This window comes from Sphingobacterium sp. HMA12, assembly GCF_002933815.1.
Taxonomy (GTDB): Bacteria; Bacteroidota; Bacteroidia; order Sphingobacteriales; family Sphingobacteriaceae; genus Sphingobacterium.
The window spans coordinates 1,371,954-1,395,973 of record NZ_BEYR01000001.1 but is presented as its reverse complement, the minus strand read 5'-3'; the positions used below and the strand labels follow the sequence as shown (position 1 = coordinate 1,395,973).

The window sequence follows — 24,020 nt, the reverse complement described above, 5'->3', positions numbered from 1 at the left end:
TTATTTATTATTAAAGTAATTGTATTGGATTGCCGATTGATTGTATTGATTGAGCACATCTAAATAGTTTTGTCTGATACCAATAGCCTGACTTAAGAATTGGCTCATCTCCGCGAAGCTTATTTCACCGGTTCTATAACCCAGGCTTGCCGCCTTAATGATGGCGTCTGCTTGCTGAAGACCAGAAGATTCATAAAATTGTAATAATGCACTGTTTTTCTCGATGCCGGCCAGGGAGTTTACCTTATTGGTCTGAAACACTTGTGTATCGTATTCCAATTGTCTTTGCTGTGCCTCCATTTCAGCATTTGCGGCTTTTATCTTACTCTTGTAAGCACCAAGCCCAAATACAGGGAATGACGCCGATACGGAGAAGCCGGTAAAAGGATCTTTTGCCCCCCAAAGACGTTGTGAGAAGAATCTGCCTGAAAATTCTGGTTTATTTGTATTTTTCTGAACCGCAATATTGGAGGATGCAATATTGACATTCTGTTGTTGCAGCGCTAAAACAGGATGCGACGGGGCGGTTTCCGAATTTTGTAGGTCCGCTTCCATTTTGATCTTCTCCAATGGTTGCTCCACAGGCAATAACCAGTCGTTGCGATTCAGGAGCATCATCAATTGTTGTTGTTGAACCAGCATATCCTTTTTGTTCTGCACTAGCTGCGCCTGCAATTCTTTTAATTTCGCTTCTGCAGCTATTTTATCCAAGGCAGCAACATCGCCGGTTTTAAAGCGAAGCTCGGTCGCCTTGAACATCGCTGAATAAATGCTATCCAAGTTCACATAGAGCTTTTGTCTGTCCTGGAGGTACCAAAGCTGGTAATATGCTGTACGTACATCTTTCTTGATATTCGCATTGAGCACATCTGTGTTCAGGCTAGCATATTTTAGCTGTTGTTTAAAATATTCCTTGCGGGCAGAATAGAGTCCGGGCCATGCGATACTTTGCGTGATCCCGATTTTCATGATCCCTGTTTTATCGCTGGGCCGATAATCTTCGTTTTCCACAAAGACGCCTGTTTTTGGGATTTCATTGGCAGTTTTGACCGTATAGGTCGCTCCAGTTATTTCAGCTTCATTGACCTGAAATTGGCGGTTGTTTTTTAGTGCAGTACCGATCGCCTGATCGATCCCGATCCGTTCCTGTGAAAAAGTCTTAAATCCAGATGCAGAAAATAGGAAAACCAATACTGTTGCAATGGCTTTGCCCGCATTCCCTTTTTTCATATTTCTCTTTGAATTAAAAATGATATACAATAGCGGCAGTACAAATAAGGTTAAGAAAGTTGCTGTCACCAATCCGCCGATAACGACTGTAGCCAATGGTTTTTGCACCTCCGCACCGGCACTTGTGCTGATTGCCATCGGTAGAAAGCCTAATGATGCTACGGTGGCCGTCATCAGTACAGGACGTAGCCGGGTGAGTGTCCCTTCTTTGACGCGCTGAAAAATGTCATTCATGCCATCTTTCTTCAATTGATTGAAGGTACCAATCAGAACAATGCCATTCAGTACGGCAACGCCAAAAAGAGCGATAAAACCAATTCCGGCACTGATACTGAAAGGCATGCCACGCAGCATCAGCGCAAAGACGCCGCCAATTGCACTCATCGGAATGGCGGTAAAGATCAGGGTTGCTTGCTTAAACGAATGAAATGTGAAATATAGCAACATAAAAATCAGTAATAACGAAACCGGTACTGCAATCATTAGGCGTGCACTCGCTTTCTGTAAGTTCTCAAACTGACCTCCATAGGTGAAGTAATAGCCTGCCGGTAGTTTCACCTTCGTTGATAGCTGTTGCTGGATATCTTTGACCACACTTTCAACATCTCTTCCGGCGACGTTAAAGCCGATGACGATCCGTCGTTTACCGGCCTCTCTGCTGATCTGTGCTGGACCAAGCTTGTAGTCAATTGCTGCTACCTGTGTGAGTGGGATCTGGATACCGGTATCTGTTGGAATCATCAGATTGCGTACATCATCTATACTATTGCGATGTGTTGTATCCAGACGGACGACAAGATCAAAACGACGTTCGTTTTCATAGATCTGTCCTGTACTTTTACCGGCAAAAGCTGTACTTACCACATCATTTACGTCCTGAATCGTCAGTCCATAATTGGCAATACGTGTACGGTCGTAGACAATATTGATCTGTGGAAGGCCTGATACCCGCTCCACCTGAGGAGAAGTAGCTCCTTTAACAGATTGAATCTGTGCGGCGACAATATTGGCGTAAGAAGCCAGTGAGTCAATGTTTTCGCCGAAGATTTTCACGGCCACATCCTGGCGGATTCCGGTCATCAGTTCATTGAAACGCATCTGTATAGGCTGGTTCTTTTCAAAGAAAACCCCCGGTATTACCTCCAGTTTCTCAAGGATAGCTGCTCCAAGTTCGCTATAGCTCCGCCCGGATTTCCATTCTTTCTGTGGTTTGAGGACCACCATCAGATCTGTGGCTTCTGGAGGCATTGGGTCTGTCGGCACCTCTGCCGCTCCCGTTTTGCCCACAACCATTTTTACCTCTTCAAACTCCTTAATGATCCGGGAGGCTTGCATCGACGTTTCTATACTTTGTGAAAGCGAACTCCCTTGGGGCAATATACAGTGAAATGCATAATCCCCTTCCTGTAGTTGTGGGATAAACTCTCCGCCCATGTTTTTAAAGAAGAAAACCGATAACGCAAAGAAGGCTATCGTCAAACTGACAATGATATATTTAAAGCGGATTGCCTTCTGCAACAACGGTGCATAAATACGTTGGAGTTTTTCGATCAAGCGATCACTGAAAGTCTTCTTATCATGATGCTTTTTAGGTAGAAACAGGGCACACATCATTGGAATGTAGGTCAGCGAAAGAATCAGTGCTCCAAATATCGCGAAACCTACTGTCTGTGCCATTGGACGGAACATCTTTCCCTCCACACCCACTAATGTCAATATTGGGATATAAACGATCAGGATGATAATTTCGCCAAAAGCGGCACTGGTCCGTATTTTTGAGGCTGATTCAAACACCTCGTGGTCCATTTCGGACTGTGTAAGCTTTTCGGTAGACTTGCGTAGTCCCAGGTGATGGAGCGTCGCTTCAACAATAATGACAGCACCATCGACAATAAGTCCAAAGTCTATGGCACCCAAGCTCATTAAATTGGCGCTTACGCCAAACACATTCATCAGTCCTAATGCAAAGAGCAGCGATAAAGGAATGGCCGAGGCGACGATGAGCCCTGCACGGAGATTACCTAAAAATAAAACCAATACAAAGATGACGATTAATGCGCCCTCTATGAGGTTCTTTTCGACGGTGCCTATTGCCCGATTGACCAGATCTGTACGATCCAGATACGGCTCAATGACCACATCATTTGGTAGGGATTTTTGGATAGTAGGTAGTTTCTCCTTTACACGTTTGACGACTTCATTGCTATTTTCACCCTTTAGCATCATCACTACACCCCCTACTGCATCCACTTCGCCGTTATAGGTTAGGGCGCCGTATCTGACAGCATGTCCAAAACGTACATCCGCCACATCTTTAACATAAATTGGAACAGCGCCCGATTTTTTAACTGCGATATTTTTTACATCTTCCAGGGATGTTGCCAGTCCGATGCCGCGAATGAAATAGGCGTTGGGTTTTTTGTCGATATAAGCACCACCGGTATTTTGATTATTTTTCTCCAGCGCGGTGAAAATCTCCGGTATGGTGATATTCATCGCTTTAAGACGGTTAGGGTCAACAGCTACTTCATATTGTTTCAATTCACCTCCAAAACTATTGACCTCAGCGATACCCGGGGTACCATAGAGCTGACGAGCCACGATCCAGTCCTGCATTGTCCGCAGATCCTTTGCATTATACTTGCCTTCACTGCCCTTCTTGGGGTGAATAATATATTGGTACACCTCACCTAAGCCCGTACTAACGGGGGCCAGCTCTGGCCTGCCAATACCTTGGGGAATTTGGTCTACGGCTTCTTTTAGACGTTCGCTGATCAGTTGCCGCGCAAAGTAGATGTCTACGTCTTCCTCGAAAACGACAGTAATTACAGAAAGTCCAAAACGTGATATACTTCTGATTTCCTCGATCTTTGGTACCGTAGCGATACTTTGTTCAATCGGGAAGGTAACCAGTTGTTCGACTTCCTGACCTGCCAAGGTAGGACAGGAAGTGAAAATTTGTACTTGATTATTGGTGATGTCGGGAACGGCGTCAATGGGCAGCTTTGTTGCACTCCAGCCGCCCCATATAATAAGTAACAAGGTCATTAATGCGACAATGATCTTATTCTTGATGCTAAATTTAATTATACTATCTAACACAATATACTTGTTTAATGCTTAAATAATAGATATAGAATATCCTATTTCCATGTAGCAGTATACTACAATTAATTCCTACGGGCAGCACTGATTAGAAAAGAAAAATTTTCCAATAATGTTTGCCTAAGGCAATTAAAAATTAAAATTAAGCATCTACCTTAGGCGGCTGCCAGATAGTTCCGAAGTAGTTCGATAGAATGGGTATGTCAAGAAGCGGCATGCGATTGTCAAAATAAATTGAAATCGGAATACCTGCGATTTTTGGTAACTGATACTCAAATACCGTAATATTTCCGCTACAGCAGTTGCAATAGCAAAAAATTGAACAAGCATCCGTGGTATCTTCGCTATGGTTATGCGGTTCGTTCAATTGTGTTCCCATAGCTGTCCCCTCGGTGCGAAAGTCCGCATCACTGCATGGGACAAAGGAAAGCCCCAAAATATAGGTGATCAGTATGATAACAGTTAACCTCATTTGTTATACAAATTTAGAAAAATATTTTAAAAATTTATTCTTTTATAATTATGGCACATTTCGTTGCGGCCTATAAACCTATTAGACCATAGCAATGGTCTTGCCAGAAAGAGCTTATTCCGAAAAAAAATAATCGTACCGCCTCCGACAAATCCTGCTCCATCCTAATATTAAAGCGTCGGCCTCCTGTTAAATAGATGCCGTTTGAAAATGATATGCCTTGCTGGGCTGAACCTCTCTATTCCTTAAAAAAGCTGAATCTGTCTATTACAGCCATATGTTTAATTTATACGAAAATAATAGCCCAATAAAACTATTAATAAAACTAGAGGTAAAAGGCGTTAAGATGCTTAAAAACAGTGTTTAAACACTGTTGCATATTTGTAGAATTTTCACTACAAGAAAAACTACTTGTCGAAAATCATGATGATTAAACAAAATGCTATATATATAATTGCACAAATAAATTTTAACACTGATCAACAAAACATAATGACAAAACGAATAAATGTTAACTCTGTAAATAAAAATTAGTAATAACATAAAATAAATCAATCAAAATCACTGAGAAACCAAGTAAAATCAAAATGTCTACTTACATGAAAAAGAATCGTTACCGCAATCTTAAAAACGTCATAATGTTGGGATGCATTATGCTGATTGCATCAAGCATTTACTCTTGTAAAAAGAGTGGTGAAAACACAAGTCTGGCCGGAGAAACGATGGTCAAAATCAATTTACAGGGTGTAGCAGCCTATGGTGAAGACGACAGTAGCGCTGTGGGACAAAAACAGGGCTCAACAAAAGCCTCTGCTGCAAGCTATGCTGCTGATGTACAGGAAATGAGTGTTCCTTTTGGCAACGGCACCTCCATTGATGTGGTATTGACAAACAGTTCCGCTGCGGCAGTCAAAAAGGGATTGGTTGCTTCATCGGCTGTCAAAGCCACAACGCCTCAGGTAACTGAAAAGCCTTTGGATAACGGTGTGAAATACAAAGTTGTTGTTTATGACGACCAAGGGAATTATGTGACTGAAAAAACGTATAGCTACGGTGGTGAATCCGCTACCGACGGTATTGTTCTTGATGCCGGGAAAACATATACCTTTATTGCCTATTCAACCAATAGCACGAGCGCAGTGCCAACCATTAATAGTCAGAGCACATTGTCATCCGCAAGTCTTAACAATATTAGTGGCGATTTAATGTATTTTGCGAGCAAGCTCAAATTAAACAGTGGTGTGAACAACTTGAATGTTGTTTTAAAACACCGTTTTAGCCAGATCACAACAACATTGTCAATGGATGCCAATATGACTGGTGCAATTACCAAACTTGAAAATGCGGTATTTAAACCTAGTCATTCATCTGCTAACCTTAAGCTTTCGGATGAGGCACTTACGTATAATGGATTAAACGACGCTGGCGTATCGGCACAATTTCCTGCTTTGGGAATAGGCCTACGGACTGTCGTGAGCACTCCTTCCCTATTGATCCATCCAGCAACAAGCGCGGGAACACTTAAATTGGGCACGTTGACTATTGATGGTGAAACCAAATCGAACGTGACAATTCCGAATGTAAAGATCAATCCGGGACAGAAATACGATCTGAAACTTAATTTCAAAACCTGTACACAAGATGTGACCAGCAACGGATTAAACTGGAGCTATCCAGCAGTAACCGTAAATGGTAAAACAGGAATTCGGATTGACGGTGTATTTCATCCAAGCGGTACCACAATATCAAAAAGCTTTACGGCACCTGCCGCCGACTACGGGTTTGTATTTGACATCACTGAATTGGACAATGCCTTCAATATGGAAATTAATGGTGTGAAACTGGCAAAAAATGAAATCCAATTTGAAGTTGGCGCATCCTCAGCACAAAATATCCAATTCCTCGACGGAAGTAAATATGCAGGTACAAATGTGGAAACAGGTAAAAGAATTGACCAAGTCTATAATATGCAGGGAACAGCTGCTAATCCATTAATCAAACTTGTGATCAGCAGAACTGGCAAAGTGACCATGTTTGGTAGTAAAACAAATGGCGGTCCGCTGTATGAGCTTGTATTGGTCAATGGTAATTCCTTCAATACTTTCCCTTGGGGCAGCACACAAGACAATACAGTTAAAGTGACTCAACTTGTGGACGGACGTACAATTATTAAAGGTGTAGGTGCAGGTAAGAAGAAAATACCTTGTAGCTAAGCACAGAAATAGATTCAGAATATATATAAATCATTAAATAAAAGACTATGAAAAAGAAAATTGCCTATATCGCCCCAGAGGTTAAGGTACAAATGATCGAACTTGAGCAAGGTATCGCTGCGGGATCTGCTTGTGCAAGACCCGAAGACTCTAACGGTCAGGTCGGTGAACAATGGGGGCTTGGCGACAATGACAATCGTACAATAGACTGGTAATAAAATCAGCACTACCGGTATGCAAGAAGGCCGAATTAAACACAGAAAATGGTGTTTAATTCGGCCTTTTTAATGATTGTAAAAAGTGGTTATAATACCTTCTGCAAACGTTTTGGGAATTCGCTTATTTTTGAAATGCTGAGCTGTTTCATCACTTGAAACAGGTGTGCCTTGAACATATTGATCGTATGTTCACCGCCTACCTTCCCTAGGGCACCAACACCATACATAAATGGTCTTCCCATGAAATTGAATTCAGACCCAACAGCATGTGCACGGGCTAGGTCTACACCAGAGCGGATACCACCATCCAGCATAATCTTGATTTTGTTTTTATATTCCGGATTGCCTGCAAGATGAATCAATGAATTGATGGATGATTCACTGGCATCAAGCTGTCTTCCGCCATGGTTGGAAACGATGACACCATCTACCCCGAGTGCGATGGCAGCCTGCATATCCTCATCGGTTGCAATACCCTTTAATACCAGTGGTCCTTTCCATAAGTCGCGAATGGCTTTGATCTTTTCGACATCTACTTTTCCGGTAAAGGTTCTGTTCATAAACTGTCCCAGTTGGGCCAGGTCCAGACCCTTTTCCATATAAGGCTTTAACGTTGCAAAAGATGGGATGCCATGTCTGAGTGTTTCAATACCCCACGTTGGACAGGCAAATGTTTGTAGAATATTTGCAATATTCATCTTTGGAGGCATGGACAAACCGCTTTTAATCTCTTTATACCGAAGTCCAAAGGCAGGAACATCGACCAGAACCACAAGTACAGGGCATTCTACTTCTGTCAGACGTCTTAGGATATCGTCGCGCAATTTATTTTCTGTTGGGTGATAAAGTTGAAACCACGCCTTGCCCTGTGATACTTCAGCGATGCGCTCAATACTGCTTGTTGACACTGTGCTCAAGATGTAGGGGATATCATTTTCTGCGGCAGCTTTTGCCAAGATTTCCGGTGCATTAGGCCACATCAAGCCTTGCAAACCGATTGGCGAAACGCCAAATGGGGCACTGTATCGGCGACCAAAGAGCTCTACGGACATATCGATTTCCTCGCTCGCTTGAAGATATTGCGGCTTTAATAAAATATGATCAAAATCATTTTCATTCCGGGCGAGATTTAGCTCTTCATTAGCACCTCCTATTAGATAGTCAAATGCAAATTTTGGGATTCTTTTCTTTGCCTGTCTTCTTAAATCTTCAACAGCGGGAAATCGTGTATTGTATGTAAACTTTTGGCTCATGATTGATGTATTAAATATTGGCAGTGATTTATCTGCGCGCCAAATATACTATATAATTTGAAAATAGTTTGATATTTATCCAATAATATCCTATGTATTCCGTCGGTAGCCGAGCTCGGCCCCACCGCTGACAGGCAGGTTCACCCCTGTGATAAAACGGGCACTTTCGGATAACAAAAAGATACATGCATCTGCAATGACATCTCCTTCCGGACAATACCCCAGGAGGTGAATGTTTTTTAAAAAATCAAAAATCTGTTCAGGCTGCGGCTGCTCGGATGCCCATTGCTGAAGCATAGGTGTCATGACTGCGGCCGGCATAACTGAATTCACCCTTATTCCCAACGCCGCATAATCTATTGCCATCGCTTTGGTCAGCGCATTGACAGCGCCTTTTGTCGCAGCGTAAGCAGCATGATTTTCCTGGCCGATCTCCCCCACTAGACTGCTTGTATTTAAAATGCATCCGCCGGAGTCCTTTAGATGGGGAAAGCCATACTTGGTCGTCAGCAAAATACTTTTTACATTGATTTCAAACAGCTGGCTCCACTCCTGTACACTGGTGTCATGCAAAGGTTTTGACGGACTCGCCAACCCTGCGTTGTTGTGAATAGCATCCAGCCGGCCAAAAGTCGCTATAGTCTGATCGACGGCTGCCTTTACATCTTCTTCTTGGGATATATCTGCACAGATACCCAAATGCGGAGCCCCCAGCAGCTCGACTGCTGCAGCGACGGAACTTTGGTCCAGGCCAATAAAAGCAACCTTCGCTCCTGCCTTTGCGTAGGCTTGAGCGCATGAAAGACCAATTCCAGCAGTACCACCGCTGATCAATATCACTTTATCCTTTAATGCGTTCACAATAAATCTATAAAAGGTTATTCAATTAATTCAGGAATCTAAAATACGACAAGTAAGCATTTACTTGAAAATTACATATAACATTGTGACAATAAGGAGTAATATACCGGTTAAAACACGATAATTTCCGATTCCTTTCCATGCGGCTCCACGAAGCGGCTCCAATGGACTTTTCCAGTAAAGCAGTTCGCTTTCAGTACTATGCTGTACCGGATATAGATACGATAGGATGATTTGCATAAGCATGCAGACCAAGAAAAGATAGAAGGCCATCATCATAAACGGTGTCTGTCCAATCCAGGAATGTGGAAAGATCTTATTGATAATAAAAACACCCATGCCTAAAAATGATCCGATCCATAAAGTCATTTTTGCAGATACCGCAGAGGCTTTCCGCCAGAATACCCCCAAAAGGAAAACACAGGTTATTGGGGGGGCGATATGGGCGATCACATCATTGATACCATTAAAAATGCTTTCATACTTATCCAATAACGGCAATAGGCACAAAGAAAAAACCATCGCGATCACAGCGGATATTTTTCCGATACGAATCAGCTGCTTGTCCGTAGCCTCTGGTTTCCGCTGTTTGAAGATATCATAACTCACCATGGTCGAGATGGAGTTGAGCGCGCCCGAAATCTGGCTCATTAGACCGGACAGCAAGGCTGCTACTAGTACACCGATCAGACCGGAAGGTAACAATTGCGTTATCATCAATGTATATATTCCTTTGGAATTCACGTTGCCAGCCGCATCTACCCCCAAGCTATGAAGATCGAGCTGTCCACTTTTAAACAGGGTATAAGCAAACAGTCCGGGCAGCACAAATATAAATACGGGTAAAATTTTGAGAAAACCACAGAACAGGGCGCCGACCCGGCCATGGTTATCATCTTTTGCGCCCAACACACGCTGAACAATTGTTTGATCAGCGCACCAATACCAGATTCCCAAAATGGGATAACCAAAGAATACGGCATACCAAGGCATTCCACTACTGTCGCCGGTACCGCGGAGCATGGACAGCCGGTCAAGCGCCCCGCTTCCGGCAAGTATATCTTTCATGGGCATCCAACCGCCTATACGATCGAATGCGGCAAAACTGATAATAAATGCCCCCGCTAATAAAACAATGGTCTGAATGGATTCTGTAACGACTACCGCGCGCAGTCCGCCAAGTATCGTATATATTCCCGTGATTATGCATATTACTGTGATACTCATGTACATATTGAATCCAAAAAGTGTTTTCAGTACAATGCCACCCGCTAGCATGGAAAAGGCAATATGGATCACAATAGCGGACACAATGGAGATAAAAGTCAACCAGTCTCTACTGGAGCGATCATACCTTCTTTCTAAAAAATCAGGTAGGGTTGCTACGCCAGATTTAAGATAAAACGGCACAAAGAAAAGAGCTAACAGGACCAATGTAAATGCCGCCATCCACTCAAAGTTACCATTGAGCAAACCGGTATCAAATCCACTTTGCGCTAGGCTTACAAGGTGCACAGTTGATATATTGGTGGCAAACAGCGCAAGTCCGATCGCTGGCCACCGTAGGGTTTTTCCAGCGAGAAAATAACCTTCAGCCGTACCTGTATTTTTTTTGCCGCCTCCTATGCCGGCACGAATACCCACGATCAAAATAAGGGCAATGTAAGCGATCGCGATACCTAAATCTATAATTCCTAACATAAATTATGCTATATTAAGTCACAACTACTTCCAGCCTCCATTGCTGTACGATAAACACCATTCTCAATCCGCACAGGCTGTGCAAAATGAGATTTTAGGTGCGGTATGTGTTCAAGGAATAATGCTTGATGACCAAGGCTAATGTGGTTGAACAGAACTAAATGCTGATGTAGTTGCCCCATATCCCCCACATGTGGAACCACAGGGATACCATATTTACGGCAAAGGAGACTGACACTGATAAACTCACTTACACCACCTACACGCACTGCGTCCACCTGTACAAAACCCGTTGCACCCAATTGCAAATAATTTTTGAATACAATGCGGTTGGGTACATGTTCGCCCATAGCGACCTTTATTGGCGCAATGGTATCTGCCAGTATTTTATGTGCAACAATATCATCGGGATGGGTGGGTTCCTCCACCCAATAAGGATTCATCGCTTTGAGTTCATGACATATGGTCAATGCTTGTGGCAAAGTCCACTGTTGGTTTGCATCCAACATGACAGTAGCTTGATCTCCTACTACTTCCCGAACAATATGTGCTCGTCTGATATCGCGGAGCGGATCTTCACTGCCTACTTTTAGCTTCATGGCTGTAAAGCCATTGGCAATTGCGCGTTTGCAGTTTTCACGAACCTGTTGGTCTGAATAGTTAAACCAGCCGACAGAGGTATCGTAACCGGTATACCCCTTTTCGATTATATCCATTCTTTCTTGCCGACTTTGCCAATTTTCGGCAATTAACGCAATGGCCTCTTCCCGCGTAAGCTCATCTTCCAGGTAGGAAAGATCCAGTGTGTTAACAATTTCTTCAGGTGACAGATCTATTAACAGTTTCCAAAGCGGTACACCACGCGTTTTTGCCCATAAGTCAAAACAGGCGTTTGTAACCGAAGCCAATGCCAAGTGCACTATACCTTTATGTGGCCCTAGCCATCGAAATTGCTGCTCGTTGCTTAAGGTGTTGAACATCATGCCAAAGTTTGCCATTAGTTCTTCGATCGGCATTCCTTTGAGGCGTTCGGCATAGAAAGATGCTGCCCGACAGACCAATTCATTTCCTGCGCCTATCGTGAAAGCTAGTCCAGTTCCAGTACGTCCCTTGTCATCTTTCAAGCGTGTGACGGCATAGGAATATATAGGATCTTTGTGTACAGCATCGCTCCCTGCTCCAGTACCTAAAGGAAATCGGCGGTCTTGAATATCGTAGGTTGAAATCATTCTATTTCGTTTTTTTTAAAATTTTTGGATAGGTAAAATTATAGTTTCAATTTTTCTTTTAGCTTAAGTAGCAGATCAACATCAGTCTCTTTAATACGTCCGGCCCTATTTGGGCCGACGTTTAAGATCAGGATATTATCCTGGGCAGTTGCTGTCCGGTAGATTTGCTCCAGTTCACCCAGCGTTTTGTATTTTTTATCTGTTGTGTTATAAAACCAGCGCTCTCCCAATACCACCGTTGTTTCAAAGGGCATGTAGTATGTATTACCTTGTGCGGCAAAAAGCTTGGGGTCAGGTGTGGCAGGTAGATACGGGTCTCCCAAACGGAAGTCACTCGGGAAATAACGTATCGGGAATAGCTTTTGCTGATCTTTGGGCAGCACCATATGCTTATCTACATTTTCAGGGCTGCCAATGCTCCAATTGATGCCGACCTGACACTGTGGTGATTTGCTTTTGACCAAAGTATAGATTTCCTGTGCCGGCCATCTGTAATTCTCCTTTTCCCAGCCGCCATCTAACCAAAGTTCAACAATGTCGGTATATTTTTTGGTGATGTCGATCAGCTCGTTCAACTGGTTAACCATATAGGTATTATACGCTTTGTCTGCTGTCCAGTCTTTTACATTTCCATTTTGCTTACGGTCCCATAAGGAATAATAAAGTCCAAGGCGAATTCCCTGATTTCGGCATTCCTTTGCCAATGCCGCTACAACGTCTGTCTTATTTGCTGAGCTCGCCACATCATAGCTTGTATATTTACTGTCCCATAGACAGAAACCATCGTGATGTTTACTAACTAATATGATATATTTCATGCCGGCAGCTTTTGCAGTTGATACCCATTGTTTTACGTCGATCGCTGTTGGGGCATACGAACTTGGAGGTTTCGATCCATCCGTCCATTCCTGATCATGGAAAGTATTCATACCAAAATGGATAAACATGCCATACTTGCGGTCAATCTGCTCTTGCTGATATCGGTTAGGTTTATCAGCCGCAGTAGGCACGATAGCTTTCGTTTGGGCAAACACCTTCGAGCCTATTAGAAAAAGGGTTAAGCAAAATAATAACTGCTGTTTCATCATTTAATTTAGTATAAGTTTTTATTTCAATATGTTGCTTCAATCAGTATGGAATACCTCTTCCATATCGGACCAGATAGCGCCTTTTTCATGGGCATCTGGGAGCGGCATTTGACAGGGGTCTGTTTCTTTCCACCAGCGTTGTGTTTCAGGATCTGATGCCATCCGTTGCATATCGGCCGAAAAATCTGTTCCGGTATACTCGAAATAGCTGAATAGATAATGTTTTCCATCGACTTCCTTCAAGAAAATAGAATAGTTACGAATATGGCATTCCTTAATTTTCTGAAGCACTCTTGGCCACGCTTCGGCATGCAGCTTTTTGTAATAGCTCAATTTATCTGTTTTTAGACCTGTAATGGAAGCATAGCGTTTGACCGACACGTGCTTTCCGCAGCTCGCAGCTAAAAATGTCATTGCATATAATAACATGAAAAGCGTAACCGAAAAAAATTTCTTCGATAGTATATTTAGGTTTTTAGTCATCATTGTTACTTTATACACATCTGCTAAACTACTATTCTGGATACAATAAAACTATGCCTGGATTGCTCAATATTGACACTATATTAACGGTACTTGCTTCAATATTTTATATTAAAGATAAAATAGGCTATATTTAAATTCCTTTAAAAAATAATAACCAAGTAAATGAAACCCGTTTTCACGAAAATATTAGAGGGATCAGAAATAGCGACATTCGCAACAAAGGAGGTTTGTCAGCCATCTTTTTCTACCGAATTCCATTTTCATCGTGCTTGCCAGATGACTTACATTGTGCAAAGTGAAGGTAAACGGATTATAGGTGACAGTATAGATAGTTATTCAACGGATGAGTTGACTTTTTTAGGACCTGATCTGCCCCACGTATGGCATAATGATAGCATGGATAGAGATTCGATGGAAGTGTCGCGTTCAATGGCACTTTATATCGAACCTAAATTAATGGTCGAGGTCTTAGGACATCTTTTCAAAACACACAAAATAGAGACATTCCTTACCGCCTCAAAACGAGGTCTTTTATTTCAGGGAGAGACAAAAGAACAACTGAAACGCAAACTGGAACAGATAATCCGTCTCGACTATGGTATTCAAAAAACAATTTTACTTCTTGAGATTATCGAATTGCTGATTACAACAGACGAATATGTGTGCCTTTCAAGTTCTGGGTATATACACAATTATAGTTCGACGGATAATGATAAAATTGACCGGATCTTTAAGTTTGTATTCAATAACTTTTCAAACGAAATTCCGTTGGATGAAGCTGCGACTTTGGCAAATATGTCCAAGCATTCGTTCTGCCGGTATTTTAAGTCCCGTACACAAAAAACTTTTGTGCAATTTGTAAACGAGGTACGTATCAGTGAATCATGTCGGCTGATTGCTGAAAACAAATTACAGATTACTAACATTGCTTTTGCCTGTGGTTTCAATAGTCTTTCCAATTTCAACAAGATTTTTAAATCCATCAAAGGGATTACGCCGAGCAGTTATAGATTCGCGTTGCGACGTTAAAATAAATTGTCCCCTCATGAGCGATAAATGTTATCTGAGATTTAAAACTGACTGTGGATAAAAAAAGATCAAACCGATTGCTCAGAACTATCGTCTATATGGAAACAAAGGGAATATGAAAAAGAAGAAAAATTTGTTTGAAAGATTTTCAAACTGGGCTACACATGCGACCGGAAGTTCAGCGGCGTTTATCCTGGCCACCTCTACTGTTATCATATGGGCAGCAAGTGGACCTATATTTAATTATTCAGAGACCTGGCAACTGGTGATTAATACAGGGACTACGATAGTGACGTTCTTAATGGTGTTTCTTATTCAGAAATCTCAGAACAAAGATTCCAAGGCTATCCATCTCAAACTAAATGAACTAATTGCTTCGCATGAAGGCACAAGTAATCGGATGGTAGATTTAGAAAATCTAAGTGAGGCAGAGCTAGATCAACTTGCAAAGTTTTATGCCCACATTGCCAGACTGGCGCTTAAAGAGAATGATCTTACTTGTACCCACTCTATCGACGCAGCTCAAGAAAATCACGACTTTAAAAGCAAAATCCGTCGAGAAAGGAAGGAAAACAATCAATCCATTAAACAATAATAATTCCTAACACAGCAATTAACCTGTTGATTGTTTTTTTTAATCTTCCATACCTTTATCTTGAAAAAATGGGCTCAATTTAATTGAGCCCAATAGTCATTTTAAGCTAACTCTCTTTTTCATGTTGGGCTTAGTCGTGCCCCTCCGTTTTGACTATTTTATTATAGATGCCTAATAATAGAAAAGGGGCCGCCCATTGCCCAACGAACAGGGCAGTTTTATCGTGCATCATGCATTTCAATGCCGCTGATACACCCATAGAAAGTAATGCTGCACCTAAAAATAGTGCAGAGGGAACTTTAGACGTTTGTTGTTCAATTTTCTTGGTGATCTCACCTTCGTTTCCTGTCGTTAATGCCATAATATACGTTTTTAGTAATCATTTGAAAAGTTCAAAATCCTTCTATTTTATTCTTATTCAGCATTTGAGTTTAGGTTTGTATCAGCAAGTGTTGTCAAATCCTGATCGCATTGCTTTTCCTCAGCTAATGTTATCAATAGCAGATCCAACGCTTCTTTATGGTCCAATACCTTTGCAAAAGCCGCCAGCGTCCCATAAGTCGCTATTTCATAATGTTCCACTTTCTGTGCCGCAGCAATAATTCCAGCGTCACGGACAGCACCGACTGCAGTTTCTTCGATGATACTTTCCCCTTCCGCTATTAATCCCGCCATTGCCTCACATTTTTCTGCTTTCGGCTTCAGGCCTAAGCTATCAAAGCATTGTTCCAATCGGTCCACATGCGTTTCGGTCTCACTCAGGTGTTTGGAAATGGCCGCTTTTAATTCTTCAGACGAAGCATTTTTGCTCATTTTGGGTAAGGCCTTTGTCAACGCTTTTTCTGCCCAATAGATATCCTTTAAACCATCTTCGAATAGTGCAGCCAGATCCTTGGCAGCATCGGGTTTGGCCCTTGTTTTCGTTTCAGTAGCATCGGGTTTTGAAGCTGTTTTACTGGTCGATGTTGCTTTTGCTTTGTTTTCCGTGGTTTTACTTTTGTTTGCGTTTACTGTTGCCATAGTTCTAACATGTTTATGCTCAAAGAGCGGTTCACTAATTAAACAGACGCAAGATTCCATTCGTTCATCTTACAGTATGGAAAATCGCTAAAACACGCATATATTCATCATTAATAGTAAAAACACGTTTGGGGGTGGTAAAGACGCATTGCATAAAATACATAACTGTTGCGTAAAAACCGATCTCGAATGGGTACTAGTTCCTTTAACTATAGGGAGATGGCGACGGTTCAAACAAGTAAACTAATGCTAAAATAGGATGTATAAAAACCAATCAGCGCATAAACGGTGTCAAGGTATACTATTTATCGTATTCGCACTAATAGGCCAGCTCAGTCCAGAGGATTTTCCGGCCGATATACCAGAGTGGCCTGAAGAAGAATTGCAGGAAAATGATCCCAACGATGAACCAGAGATTAAACCGGATGACTTAGACTCAGAAGAAATAGATCTGGGGATACAGGAAGAAGTTCCGGAATTAGATGAACAGGAAATTGACGAAAGCACGGACGGTGCTGAAGATGTTCCCACTGAACCTCGGAATTCGCTCACAGACTTAAATGAAAAGACAATTTAACAGTAAAGAAGTGTAAACGGCCAATATATATTCAGGAAAATGAATTTAACTTAATAGCCTCGTTTTAAATCCAAAACGATTCTAACAGGCCGTATTCCGAAGACAACGCACTTCTACGATGGAACTGCGTATCAGTCTCCAATTTCGTTTTAAATACGTAAAATTATAGTTTTCAAAACGCTAAGCTATTGAGTTATGTTCCTCAAGCAAGTATACCATTAAAAGAAGCGCATATGTTTACATCAATAATTATAGGTATTGTTTTAATTCTGGTTGCCACTTAGGTATCAAAAAAGCGATACGCGGAACAGAAAGAATCGTTAATATTAAATTATAACATTATGAAAATCATTTTAAGAATTGTTGGCTTATGTATAGCCATCATGACCTGGAGTATGGTCCTCCACGCACAGGACAGCACCCAGATCCAGGCTCAGGCTGGAGATATTGATTTTGCAAGCAAAGCGATAGCAAGTAATAATTTCGAAATCCAGGCTGCTAATATTGCGCTGGCCAAGTCGCAGGATCAAAATATCAAACAATATGCACAGATGATCGTTGATGACCACACAGCAGCCGGCAACGAACTGGCTACATTGGTAAAAAATAAAAACTGGCAATTGCGTACACCCGATAAAAACTACAGCCAATTGATTGACGAATTGAACAATGCTGATCAAGCCAACTTTGATCGGACCTATGTTGACCTGATGGCCAAAAGTCATCAAGATGCCATCACACTATTTAAGGATGCAAGCACCGGTATGGCAACAACAGATGTAGATCTGCGTAAATTTGCAACTGATAAAATTCCAGCTTTTCAGAAACATCTCGATCTAGTAAAGAATATGCAACCCGCGAACATTAACACTCCAAAAGATACGCTAAAAAAGACAAGTCCCGGCGCTGCCAATCCGGCCAAATTAAAACCAGTCAGACCCAGTTTGAAATAATAATATATTACGCCAACTTTCCAATGTTGAGGACAAAGTTTAACGCTTTGTCCTCCTCCTTATTAAATAAAAACAATTATGGAACAGGCATTCGATTATATCCACCAACTTTTAAACAGGCAGATGGCTTTACGTGCAAAAATTGAAGCCAGCCCGGTTGCCGGCGAAATCAGTTTCCGTTACGCTAATGATTATTACCAGGAAGAAGTTCGCAGTATGGGCCTTGCTATGATACGGGATGGAATGAGTGATGAAGGGGAACAGTTGATACTGGACTTTACGCAAGAATATTATCCTGATCATCTGGATGATGAATGTTTGTGGATCAAAAAAATGATACGCTATCTAAGTGCCGTCACCGATACACTGATTGACAATCTGCATGCGGAAGGTTACAAATGGCTACAAGGAAATGTCGATATGCCAAACGAACATGCCCTATATTATCCATTACATAAGCTTAATGCCGATAGCCTACAATCATTGGAGTTGGGACTCCATACAATTGTCGATCTGAGCAAACCTGAGGAATTCGAAGATCTACATGGTTGGCTTTATTATCGTTCTGAAGAAAAAGACGCGTGTGAAACAAGTGAAGTTTAGGGACGGTCCGTCCATCGTCTAGTGTCATGAATAACAGGTAGACCTACGTCTTTTGGAAAATTGCAAAATATCCTATTTTCCGCCGAAAAGATCTCGAATCCATCTTCCAATACGGTCGCAACTCCACAGTTATTCTCCTTTCTTATCACGGTCAAGGTTATCCAAAGGAACACCTTGTTCTTTCGTAGCCGTGCTTTTAAGGATCGAATCCGCAGGGCGACTACGATGAATATTATCTAGCGGCACACCGTGGCTTGTCTCTAAGGTGTCCGCCGCGGTTGTATTATCTTTAGCTTCAGCGCTTTTATTCGGTCTGTCGCGACATGCGCTGAGCATAAATCCTATACTTAGAACGCTTATCATTAATTTTGAATTTTTCATTTTATGTCAAATTTATAGTTGATAATTTTTAAATCTTTAAAAGACCAGCTCTTTCCGTTTGCACATGCAGCGCGTCCACGGGTTTGGGTTCTGCCATCTGCAAAAATTCACTTTCGAAATTTCAAAAGTAGACGAATAAAATGACCTGAGGTAGGAACATAATGACATAGGAGCTTGTTGAATAAACTTTCCATTATTTTTCTCTTTAGTTTTCATTATCTGAATCTGATCCGCAAAAATAAAGCTGTTCTATTCCGATCTATTGTTAATGCAGCTTATTTTTTTAACAGAACATCAATCAGCGTTAAGTCAGTTTGCCCACAAGTCGAAATCAAGTACTTATACTTACGTTACATGTGTGGAATACGTTTTCACGATCCAAATTCAAACTACATAAATCGAGAGGCTGTTTAAAGTAAAAACGATACTATGATAGATCTTGATAATCCCCCTGAGGAGTGCATTACATTCTTCAAGGATACACTACAGCTGTTGCATACCAGTGGCAGCCAATTTATGATCGGTGGCGGGCTGGCGATGTTCCATTATATCGGGATTATCCGGCCCACCAAGGATCTTGATATTTTTTGCAAGAGCAGTGAATATCCAAATATCCTGAAACATTTTGCGGCCAATGGTTATCAGACCGAATTGACGGATGTCCGCTGGCTTGCCAAAATACATAAGGCGCCCTATTTTGTTGATATTATATTCGATAGTGTTAATCATAATTGCACGGTGGAACAGGATTGGTACGATCGTGCACCCGAAGGGATATTATTTGATACACAGGTGCGCTATATACCGGCCGAAGAACTTGTCTGGTGCAAATTATATGTACAGAATAGGGAACGTCATGATAGTGCTGATATCAATCATCTGTGGCTCCGCTATGGGAAACAGTTTGACTGGGATCACTTACTCATGCGTATGGACCAACACTGGCATCTTTTACTTGCGCAGATGATTATATTCCAGTTTACATATCCTCATGATTATCGGGATATTATTCCACGCGATCTGTTTGAAAAATTGATCAGACGTGCTCAGGAACAATATGAGCTTCCCCCCTGTCTCGAAAAAATATGTTTGGGGCCATTAATTGATCAGACACAATATCAAATTGATATTAAGGACTGGGATTATAAGTCATATACCATAAAAACAGTATAACCATGACAAAGAAAACAACAATTGCAGCAATAGGTGACATTCATATGAATCAGAGCCAGCATGGAAAATGGAAAACGATATTTGAGGAGATTTCGCAGAAAGCCAAGGTCCTGCTCTTATGTGGCGATCTGACCGACACGGGTGACGAAGAGGAAGCCGGAATGCTGGTTACGGAATTACAGCATCTAAAACTTCCGGTTATCGCGGTTTTGGGCAATCACGACTATGAAAAAGGCCGTCAAAAACAGATTCGTCAGATTCTAACGGATAACAAAGTTACGGTCTTGGACGGCGAAGCGATTGTGGTCGAGGATATCGGTTTTGCAGGTGTCAAGGGCTTTGGTGGGGGCTTTGACCGCTATATGCTTTCGATGTTTGGTGAAGATGGCATGAAAAGCTTCGTCCAAGAGGCCGTTAATGAATCCCTCTTATTAGATCGAGCCCTAGCTAGGCTCGAGCAGGAATACACGGATATAACAAAGGTTGCTCTTCTTCATTATGCCCCGATTGCGGAGACCGTAGCTGGCGAGCCCAAAGAGATTTATCCTTTTTTGGGCTCGACTCATCTGATGGAACCGCTTCAACGCCGTAATGTTGCTGCCGCATTCCATGGACATGCTCATGCCGGCAGATTCAAGGCCCAGTCGCCCGCAGGTATTCCTATTTACAATGTTGCCGTTCCCGTTTTGCAGGCCCATCATGGAGATGGGACAAGTTTCGCTATGGTAGATATCTGATTTTTTAGGGGAACCCTTATCTAGGCATTGACAATGCAATAGCAAATCATGTCTAGCCTAATTTGAGATTAATACAAACTTTCCACTAAGGATAACCGTTCAGTATAAGAACACTAAGATTTCATTAAATGGAAAAATTGAAAGACAAAAAAATCGCCATCTTAGTTGCTGATGGTTTTGAAGAAATTGAATTGAGCAGTCCAAAGGAAGCACTTGAAAATGCGGGTGCCAAAACGCATATTATATCACCTGCGAAGGATAAGGTCCGCTCAAAAAAAGGAGATGAATGGTCTAAAGAGTATGTTGTCGATGTCGCGCTTCAGGAGGCAGAGGAAAATAAATACGATGCCCTGCTGCTTCCCGGCGGCGTCATCAATCCCGATAAACTTCGAACCAACAAAACTGCTATTGCATTAATTAATGCTTTTTGGGAACGTAATAAGCCAATCGCCGCCATCTGCCATGGCCCACAGCTTCTAATCAACGCAGATCTCGTTAGAGGCAAGAAAATAACTTCGGTAGAAGCGATTAAAATAGATTTAATCAACGCAGGTGCCAATTGGGAAGATAGCGCCGTTGTCATTGACGAGGGGCTAATAAGTAGTCGTACACCTGATGATCTACCTGAATTCAATAAAGCAATTATTAAAGCTTTTGCAAGGGCATAGATTCTCTAAAAAGACGTAGAAGTACACGATCTTCACGTAGTAAATCGGTCAACGTTTAGGCCCACTAAGCTGTTCAGCTAATAAGTAACATGTAAATCAAAATATTATGAACACAGCAAAACGTTCTGCCAGCAACACTTCCAAAGGACAGTCACATGGCAACACCGACAAAGCAAAAAGCATGAACAAGAGTAACACAAAAGGTTCATCGGCTCAACGAAGCGCCGAAAATGGCAACGCCAATAAAACAAAAGATGAACTCTTGCAAATGGCCAAAAAACTTGAAATCATTGGTCGGCATGATATGACCAAAGATGAGTTGATCAAGGCCATTGAGAAGCAGGGGAAAAATTAAAAAAAGGAAATAAAGAAAGTCGCCTATTGAAGCGACTTTCTTTATTTCCTTTTTTCTTTGGGCCGGTCCGTGGGATCATTTGGCATATCATTCAGTTGGTCAATCTGCGGATCTACTCCTGCTTCAGCATCGCCTCTATCTTGATGATCTACATCCCTTAGCACTTCACCATCAGCGCCAAGTTTCACTTTTTTCTTTTTCTCCATTTCCTTTCCGACCAATCTATTTTCATTTTTTGTTGCCATAATTATTTTTTTATTAATGTAAAAGCATATTATGAAAACCGAATCTGACCAATTCGGCCGTGTTTCTTGTTCTTGTTTTTTCGATCAGGCGCTGGCGATGTCCTTCCACGGTACGTTTACTTAAAAATATACGATCAGCGATTTCGGCATTGGTGTAACCCTCCGAAATCAGTTCAAGCACAGCCAATTCTCGTTCAGAGAGATCATATTTAGTCATTATAAATCCTTTATCCGGATTATTTTCCATGTATAGTCTGTAATTCTCAATACAAGATAGACCTAATGAAACACTTAGATATTTTTCTCCGTTGATGATTTGGCGAATTCCAAAGATCATCTCATCGGCTGAGCTGTCTTTGACGAGATAACCGTCTCCACCAGCACGTAACACCTCAAAAACAGTTTGTATATCATTCAACATCGAAAGAGCAAGTATTTTAATCTGCGGATATTTTTCCTTGGTACGTCCTATAAATGTAATGCCATCCATTTTCTCCATTTTTAAATCTGTTAAAATCATATCCGGAAGATTATTTTTTGCCAACAAGTCCAAAGCACCCTCCGCACTTTCGACGTCATCTGATACAGCTATATCTTTTTGAGACTCCAAAATTAGTCGAAAACCATTTCTTACTAAATGATGGTCGTCTACAAGCATTAACTGTATCATAATTTTCTAATTTTTTTGACCTTACTGTCTCCACTAATAGAAACATAAGTAAACTGTAAAAAGTTTTTTTAATACAATATCGTTGACAGCGGGAGGCGAGACGAATCTTGTCAAATAGGTAACTAAAAAAACTAAATTTAAAAAGTTAAACGACTCTTAGTTTGAAACTGTTCTATGATTAAGACAGTAACAAAATTGAAACCCTGTTAGAAAATTTAAATAGAGAATAGATTATGAAGAAGACAGCGAAAGTCCTTATGGCGATAACATCCATTTTATTGGCGATCTACGGATGTAATGGTAAAACCAATGAACAAAAATCAAATGAATTAATGCGGGATTCGGTGCCAAATGACACGACAACAATCCAATATCGGGATACAAATTCAAGTGAATCCCGAGGTGATATCCCGCCTACGCCTCAACCCGACACATCTTCAAAAAAATAAAACTATTTTTATTTGATTGTTGTTCAACATCCGATAATAGCATAATTAGTATGCTCTTCCGTCGGGAGACGATTTGAGTAGATTTATTGTAGGAAGCTAGACACGTATGTGTCTAGCTTTTTTATAGTCTATTGCTGGGATATATATTTATTCAAAGGTCAGGTTGATCTTCGAAAAGCCTAATCCTTGCAATAGAGGTTTAAATACCGTCGTCGCATTTGCTTTGGTCTGTTGCAAGATATCGGATTTTTTGACATCATCAGCTACTGCTTTTTCAGCGGTTTTATAAGCTTCGTCAACCAGTTCAGCCTCTCTAAGAAAAGCCATCTTGGTATCATATACCTTTGACGCTTCGTGGTCGATCTTGATATAACAGATCTCGGGAGCAGGCAACTTAATGGATACCGAGTCTCCTACCACTTTGATATCTTCAGGTGTAAGTTTTGTTAAGTTCACACAACCTACCGCATCTGCCTTAACAATAAGCAATACACTTGCTGTAGGCAAGAATGTGTTGATGTTTTTGTGTTCGACTACATCACTGTAGCGGTATTTGACCAGTTCCAATTTGCCCATTGCTTCAATACGGTCAACTAAAAGCTGGTGCTTGCTTTCCACCCTCGGTCCGCTATTATATTTTTGATAGACAAACCAAGCTCCTACTGCCAAAATGGCTACGACAACTAAAAATTTTAAAAATTTTCCCATA

Annotated in this window: 26 protein-coding genes; 12 read left to right on the top strand and 14 right to left on the bottom strand. The window is 41.5% G+C overall.

Annotated features, from left to right (window positions below):
* Entirely contained in the window at positions 1–4,332 is a 4,332-nt protein-coding gene (locus HMAT_RS05975) for a CusA/CzcA family heavy metal efflux RND transporter (RefSeq protein ID WP_104381856.1), read from the bottom strand.
* A 145-nt stretch (positions 4,333–4,477) separates the two neighbouring features.
* Positions 4,478–4,807 carry a DUF6660 family protein gene (locus HMAT_RS05970; protein ID WP_104381855.1) on the bottom strand — a complete coding sequence of 110 codons (330 nt, stop codon included), beginning with the start codon at positions 4,805–4,807 and terminating at the stop codon, positions 4,478–4,480.
* Positions 4,808–5,406: 599 nt separating this feature from the next.
* On the opposite strand from HMAT_RS05970, the gene HMAT_RS05965 reads away from it, so the two are divergent.
* On the top strand, positions 5,407–7,020 hold the full coding sequence (locus HMAT_RS05965; RefSeq protein WP_158655645.1) for a fimbrillin family protein: 1,614 nt from the start codon (positions 5,407–5,409) through the stop codon (positions 7,018–7,020).
* A gap of 47 nt (positions 7,021–7,067) precedes the next feature.
* Positions 7,068–7,235, top strand: coding sequence for a hypothetical protein (locus tag HMAT_RS27220; RefSeq protein ID WP_199768557.1), 168 nt, complete (start codon positions 7,068–7,070; stop codon positions 7,233–7,235).
* 89 nt (positions 7,236–7,324) lie between these two features.
* Here HMAT_RS27220 and HMAT_RS05960 read toward each other — a convergent pair whose 3' ends face one another.
* The 6 genes from HMAT_RS05960 to HMAT_RS05935 all read right to left on the bottom strand — a co-directional run bounded on the left by HMAT_RS05960 (position 7,325) and on the right by HMAT_RS05935 (position 13,856).
* Positions 7,325–8,491, bottom strand: a complete 1,167-nt coding sequence (locus tag HMAT_RS05960; RefSeq protein ID WP_104381853.1) for an alpha-hydroxy acid oxidase — start codon at positions 8,489–8,491, stop codon at positions 7,325–7,327.
* Between the two features lie 90 nt (positions 8,492–8,581).
* On the bottom strand, positions 8,582–9,352 hold the full coding sequence (locus tag HMAT_RS05955) for an SDR family NAD(P)-dependent oxidoreductase (protein WP_104381852.1): 771 nt from the start codon (positions 9,350–9,352) through the stop codon (positions 8,582–8,584).
* A 60-nt stretch (positions 9,353–9,412) separates the two neighbouring features.
* Positions 9,413–11,053 carry a sodium:solute symporter gene (locus HMAT_RS05950; RefSeq protein WP_104381851.1) on the bottom strand — a complete coding sequence of 547 codons (1,641 nt, stop codon included), beginning with the start codon at positions 11,051–11,053 and terminating at the stop codon, positions 9,413–9,415.
* An 8-nt stretch (positions 11,054–11,061) separates the two neighbouring features.
* Complete coding sequence (locus HMAT_RS05945; RefSeq protein ID WP_104381850.1) at positions 11,062–12,282, bottom strand: enolase C-terminal domain-like protein; 1,221 nt, start codon at positions 12,280–12,282, stop codon at positions 11,062–11,064.
* Between the two features lie 38 nt (positions 12,283–12,320).
* Positions 12,321–13,370 carry an alpha-L-fucosidase gene (locus tag HMAT_RS05940; RefSeq protein WP_199768556.1) on the bottom strand — a complete coding sequence of 350 codons (1,050 nt, stop codon included), beginning with the start codon at positions 13,368–13,370 and terminating at the stop codon, positions 12,321–12,323.
* Between the two features lie 36 nt (positions 13,371–13,406).
* Entirely contained in the window at positions 13,407–13,856 is a 450-nt protein-coding gene (locus HMAT_RS05935; RefSeq protein ID WP_233789124.1) for an L-rhamnose mutarotase, read from the bottom strand.
* 162 nt (positions 13,857–14,018) lie between these two features.
* Here HMAT_RS05935 and HMAT_RS05930 point away from each other — a divergent pair, with 162 nt between their 5' ends.
* Both HMAT_RS05930 and HMAT_RS05925 read left to right on the top strand, forming a co-directional pair.
* Positions 14,019–14,885 carry an AraC family transcriptional regulator gene (locus HMAT_RS05930; protein WP_104381849.1) on the top strand — a complete coding sequence of 289 codons (867 nt, stop codon included), beginning with the start codon at positions 14,019–14,021 and terminating at the stop codon, positions 14,883–14,885.
* Positions 14,886–15,000: 115 nt separating this feature from the next.
* Positions 15,001–15,480 (top strand): low affinity iron permease family protein, encoded by a 480-nt coding sequence (locus HMAT_RS05925; RefSeq protein ID WP_104381848.1) that lies wholly within the window; start codon positions 15,001–15,003, stop codon positions 15,478–15,480.
* A gap of 130 nt (positions 15,481–15,610) precedes the next feature.
* Here the strand turns inward: HMAT_RS05925 and HMAT_RS05920 are convergent, their stop codons facing one another.
* Together HMAT_RS05920 and HMAT_RS05915 are read right to left on the bottom strand one after the other, a co-directional pair.
* Entirely contained in the window at positions 15,611–15,841 is a 231-nt protein-coding gene (locus HMAT_RS05920; protein WP_104381847.1) for a hypothetical protein, read from the bottom strand.
* Between the two features lie 53 nt (positions 15,842–15,894).
* Entirely contained in the window at positions 15,895–16,500 is a 606-nt protein-coding gene (locus HMAT_RS05915) for a ferritin-like domain-containing protein (protein ID WP_104381846.1), read from the bottom strand.
* A gap of 259 nt (positions 16,501–16,759) precedes the next feature.
* Here HMAT_RS05915 and HMAT_RS05910 point away from each other — a divergent pair, with 259 nt between their 5' ends.
* The 3 genes from HMAT_RS05910 to HMAT_RS05900 all read left to right on the top strand — a co-directional run bounded on the left by HMAT_RS05910 (position 16,760) and on the right by HMAT_RS05900 (position 18,633).
* The gene (locus HMAT_RS05910; RefSeq protein WP_104381845.1) at positions 16,760–17,077 is read left to right on the top strand and encodes a hypothetical protein; all 318 of its coding nucleotides are present in this window, start codon (positions 16,760–16,762) and stop codon (positions 17,075–17,077) included.
* A gap of 341 nt (positions 17,078–17,418) precedes the next feature.
* Positions 17,419–18,030, top strand: coding sequence for a DUF4142 domain-containing protein (locus tag HMAT_RS05905; RefSeq protein WP_104381844.1), 612 nt, complete (start codon positions 17,419–17,421; stop codon positions 18,028–18,030).
* Positions 18,031–18,108: 78 nt separating this feature from the next.
* On the top strand, positions 18,109–18,633 hold the full coding sequence (locus HMAT_RS05900) for a hypothetical protein (RefSeq protein WP_104381843.1): 525 nt from the start codon (positions 18,109–18,111) through the stop codon (positions 18,631–18,633).
* A gap of 129 nt (positions 18,634–18,762) precedes the next feature.
* On the opposite strand, the gene HMAT_RS05895 is transcribed toward HMAT_RS05900, so the two are convergent.
* Positions 18,763–18,996: a hypothetical protein gene (locus HMAT_RS05895; protein ID WP_158655644.1), complete on the bottom strand. Its 234-nt coding sequence runs from the start codon at positions 18,994–18,996 to the stop codon at positions 18,763–18,765.
* A 447-nt stretch (positions 18,997–19,443) separates the two neighbouring features.
* Here HMAT_RS05895 and HMAT_RS05890 point away from each other — a divergent pair, with 447 nt between their 5' ends.
* The 4 genes from HMAT_RS05890 to HMAT_RS05875 all read left to right on the top strand — a co-directional run bounded on the left by HMAT_RS05890 (position 19,444) and on the right by HMAT_RS05875 (position 21,947).
* Positions 19,444–20,187 carry a nucleotidyltransferase domain-containing protein gene (locus HMAT_RS05890; RefSeq protein ID WP_104381841.1) on the top strand — a complete coding sequence of 248 codons (744 nt, stop codon included), beginning with the start codon at positions 19,444–19,446 and terminating at the stop codon, positions 20,185–20,187.
* A 2-nt stretch (positions 20,188–20,189) separates the two neighbouring features.
* A complete protein-coding gene (locus tag HMAT_RS05885; protein ID WP_104381840.1) occupies positions 20,190–20,924 on the top strand; it encodes a metallophosphoesterase in 735 nt (244 codons plus the stop codon).
* Between the two features lie 128 nt (positions 20,925–21,052).
* Positions 21,053–21,592 (top strand): type 1 glutamine amidotransferase domain-containing protein, encoded by a 540-nt coding sequence (locus tag HMAT_RS05880; protein ID WP_104381839.1) that lies wholly within the window; start codon positions 21,053–21,055, stop codon positions 21,590–21,592.
* A gap of 106 nt (positions 21,593–21,698) precedes the next feature.
* The gene (locus HMAT_RS05875; protein WP_104381838.1) at positions 21,699–21,947 is read left to right on the top strand and encodes a Rho termination factor N-terminal domain-containing protein; all 249 of its coding nucleotides are present in this window, start codon (positions 21,699–21,701) and stop codon (positions 21,945–21,947) included.
* Positions 21,948–21,988: 41 nt separating this feature from the next.
* Here the strand turns inward: HMAT_RS05875 and HMAT_RS05870 are convergent, their stop codons facing one another.
* Together HMAT_RS05870 and HMAT_RS05865 are read right to left on the bottom strand one after the other, a co-directional pair.
* The gene (locus tag HMAT_RS05870) at positions 21,989–22,192 is read right to left on the bottom strand and encodes a hypothetical protein (protein WP_104381837.1); all 204 of its coding nucleotides are present in this window, start codon (positions 22,190–22,192) and stop codon (positions 21,989–21,991) included.
* 13 nt (positions 22,193–22,205) lie between these two features.
* Positions 22,206–22,862 carry a response regulator transcription factor gene (locus HMAT_RS05865; protein ID WP_104381836.1) on the bottom strand — a complete coding sequence of 219 codons (657 nt, stop codon included), beginning with the start codon at positions 22,860–22,862 and terminating at the stop codon, positions 22,206–22,208.
* A 233-nt stretch (positions 22,863–23,095) separates the two neighbouring features.
* On the opposite strand from HMAT_RS05865, the gene HMAT_RS05860 reads away from it, so the two are divergent.
* A complete protein-coding gene (locus HMAT_RS05860) occupies positions 23,096–23,311 on the top strand; it encodes a hypothetical protein (RefSeq protein ID WP_104381835.1) in 216 nt (71 codons plus the stop codon).
* A gap of 147 nt (positions 23,312–23,458) precedes the next feature.
* Here HMAT_RS05860 and HMAT_RS05855 read toward each other — a convergent pair whose 3' ends face one another.
* Complete coding sequence (locus HMAT_RS05855) at positions 23,459–24,019, bottom strand: DUF4230 domain-containing protein (protein WP_104381834.1); 561 nt, start codon at positions 24,017–24,019, stop codon at positions 23,459–23,461.
* Position 24,020: the final 1 nt, after the last annotated feature.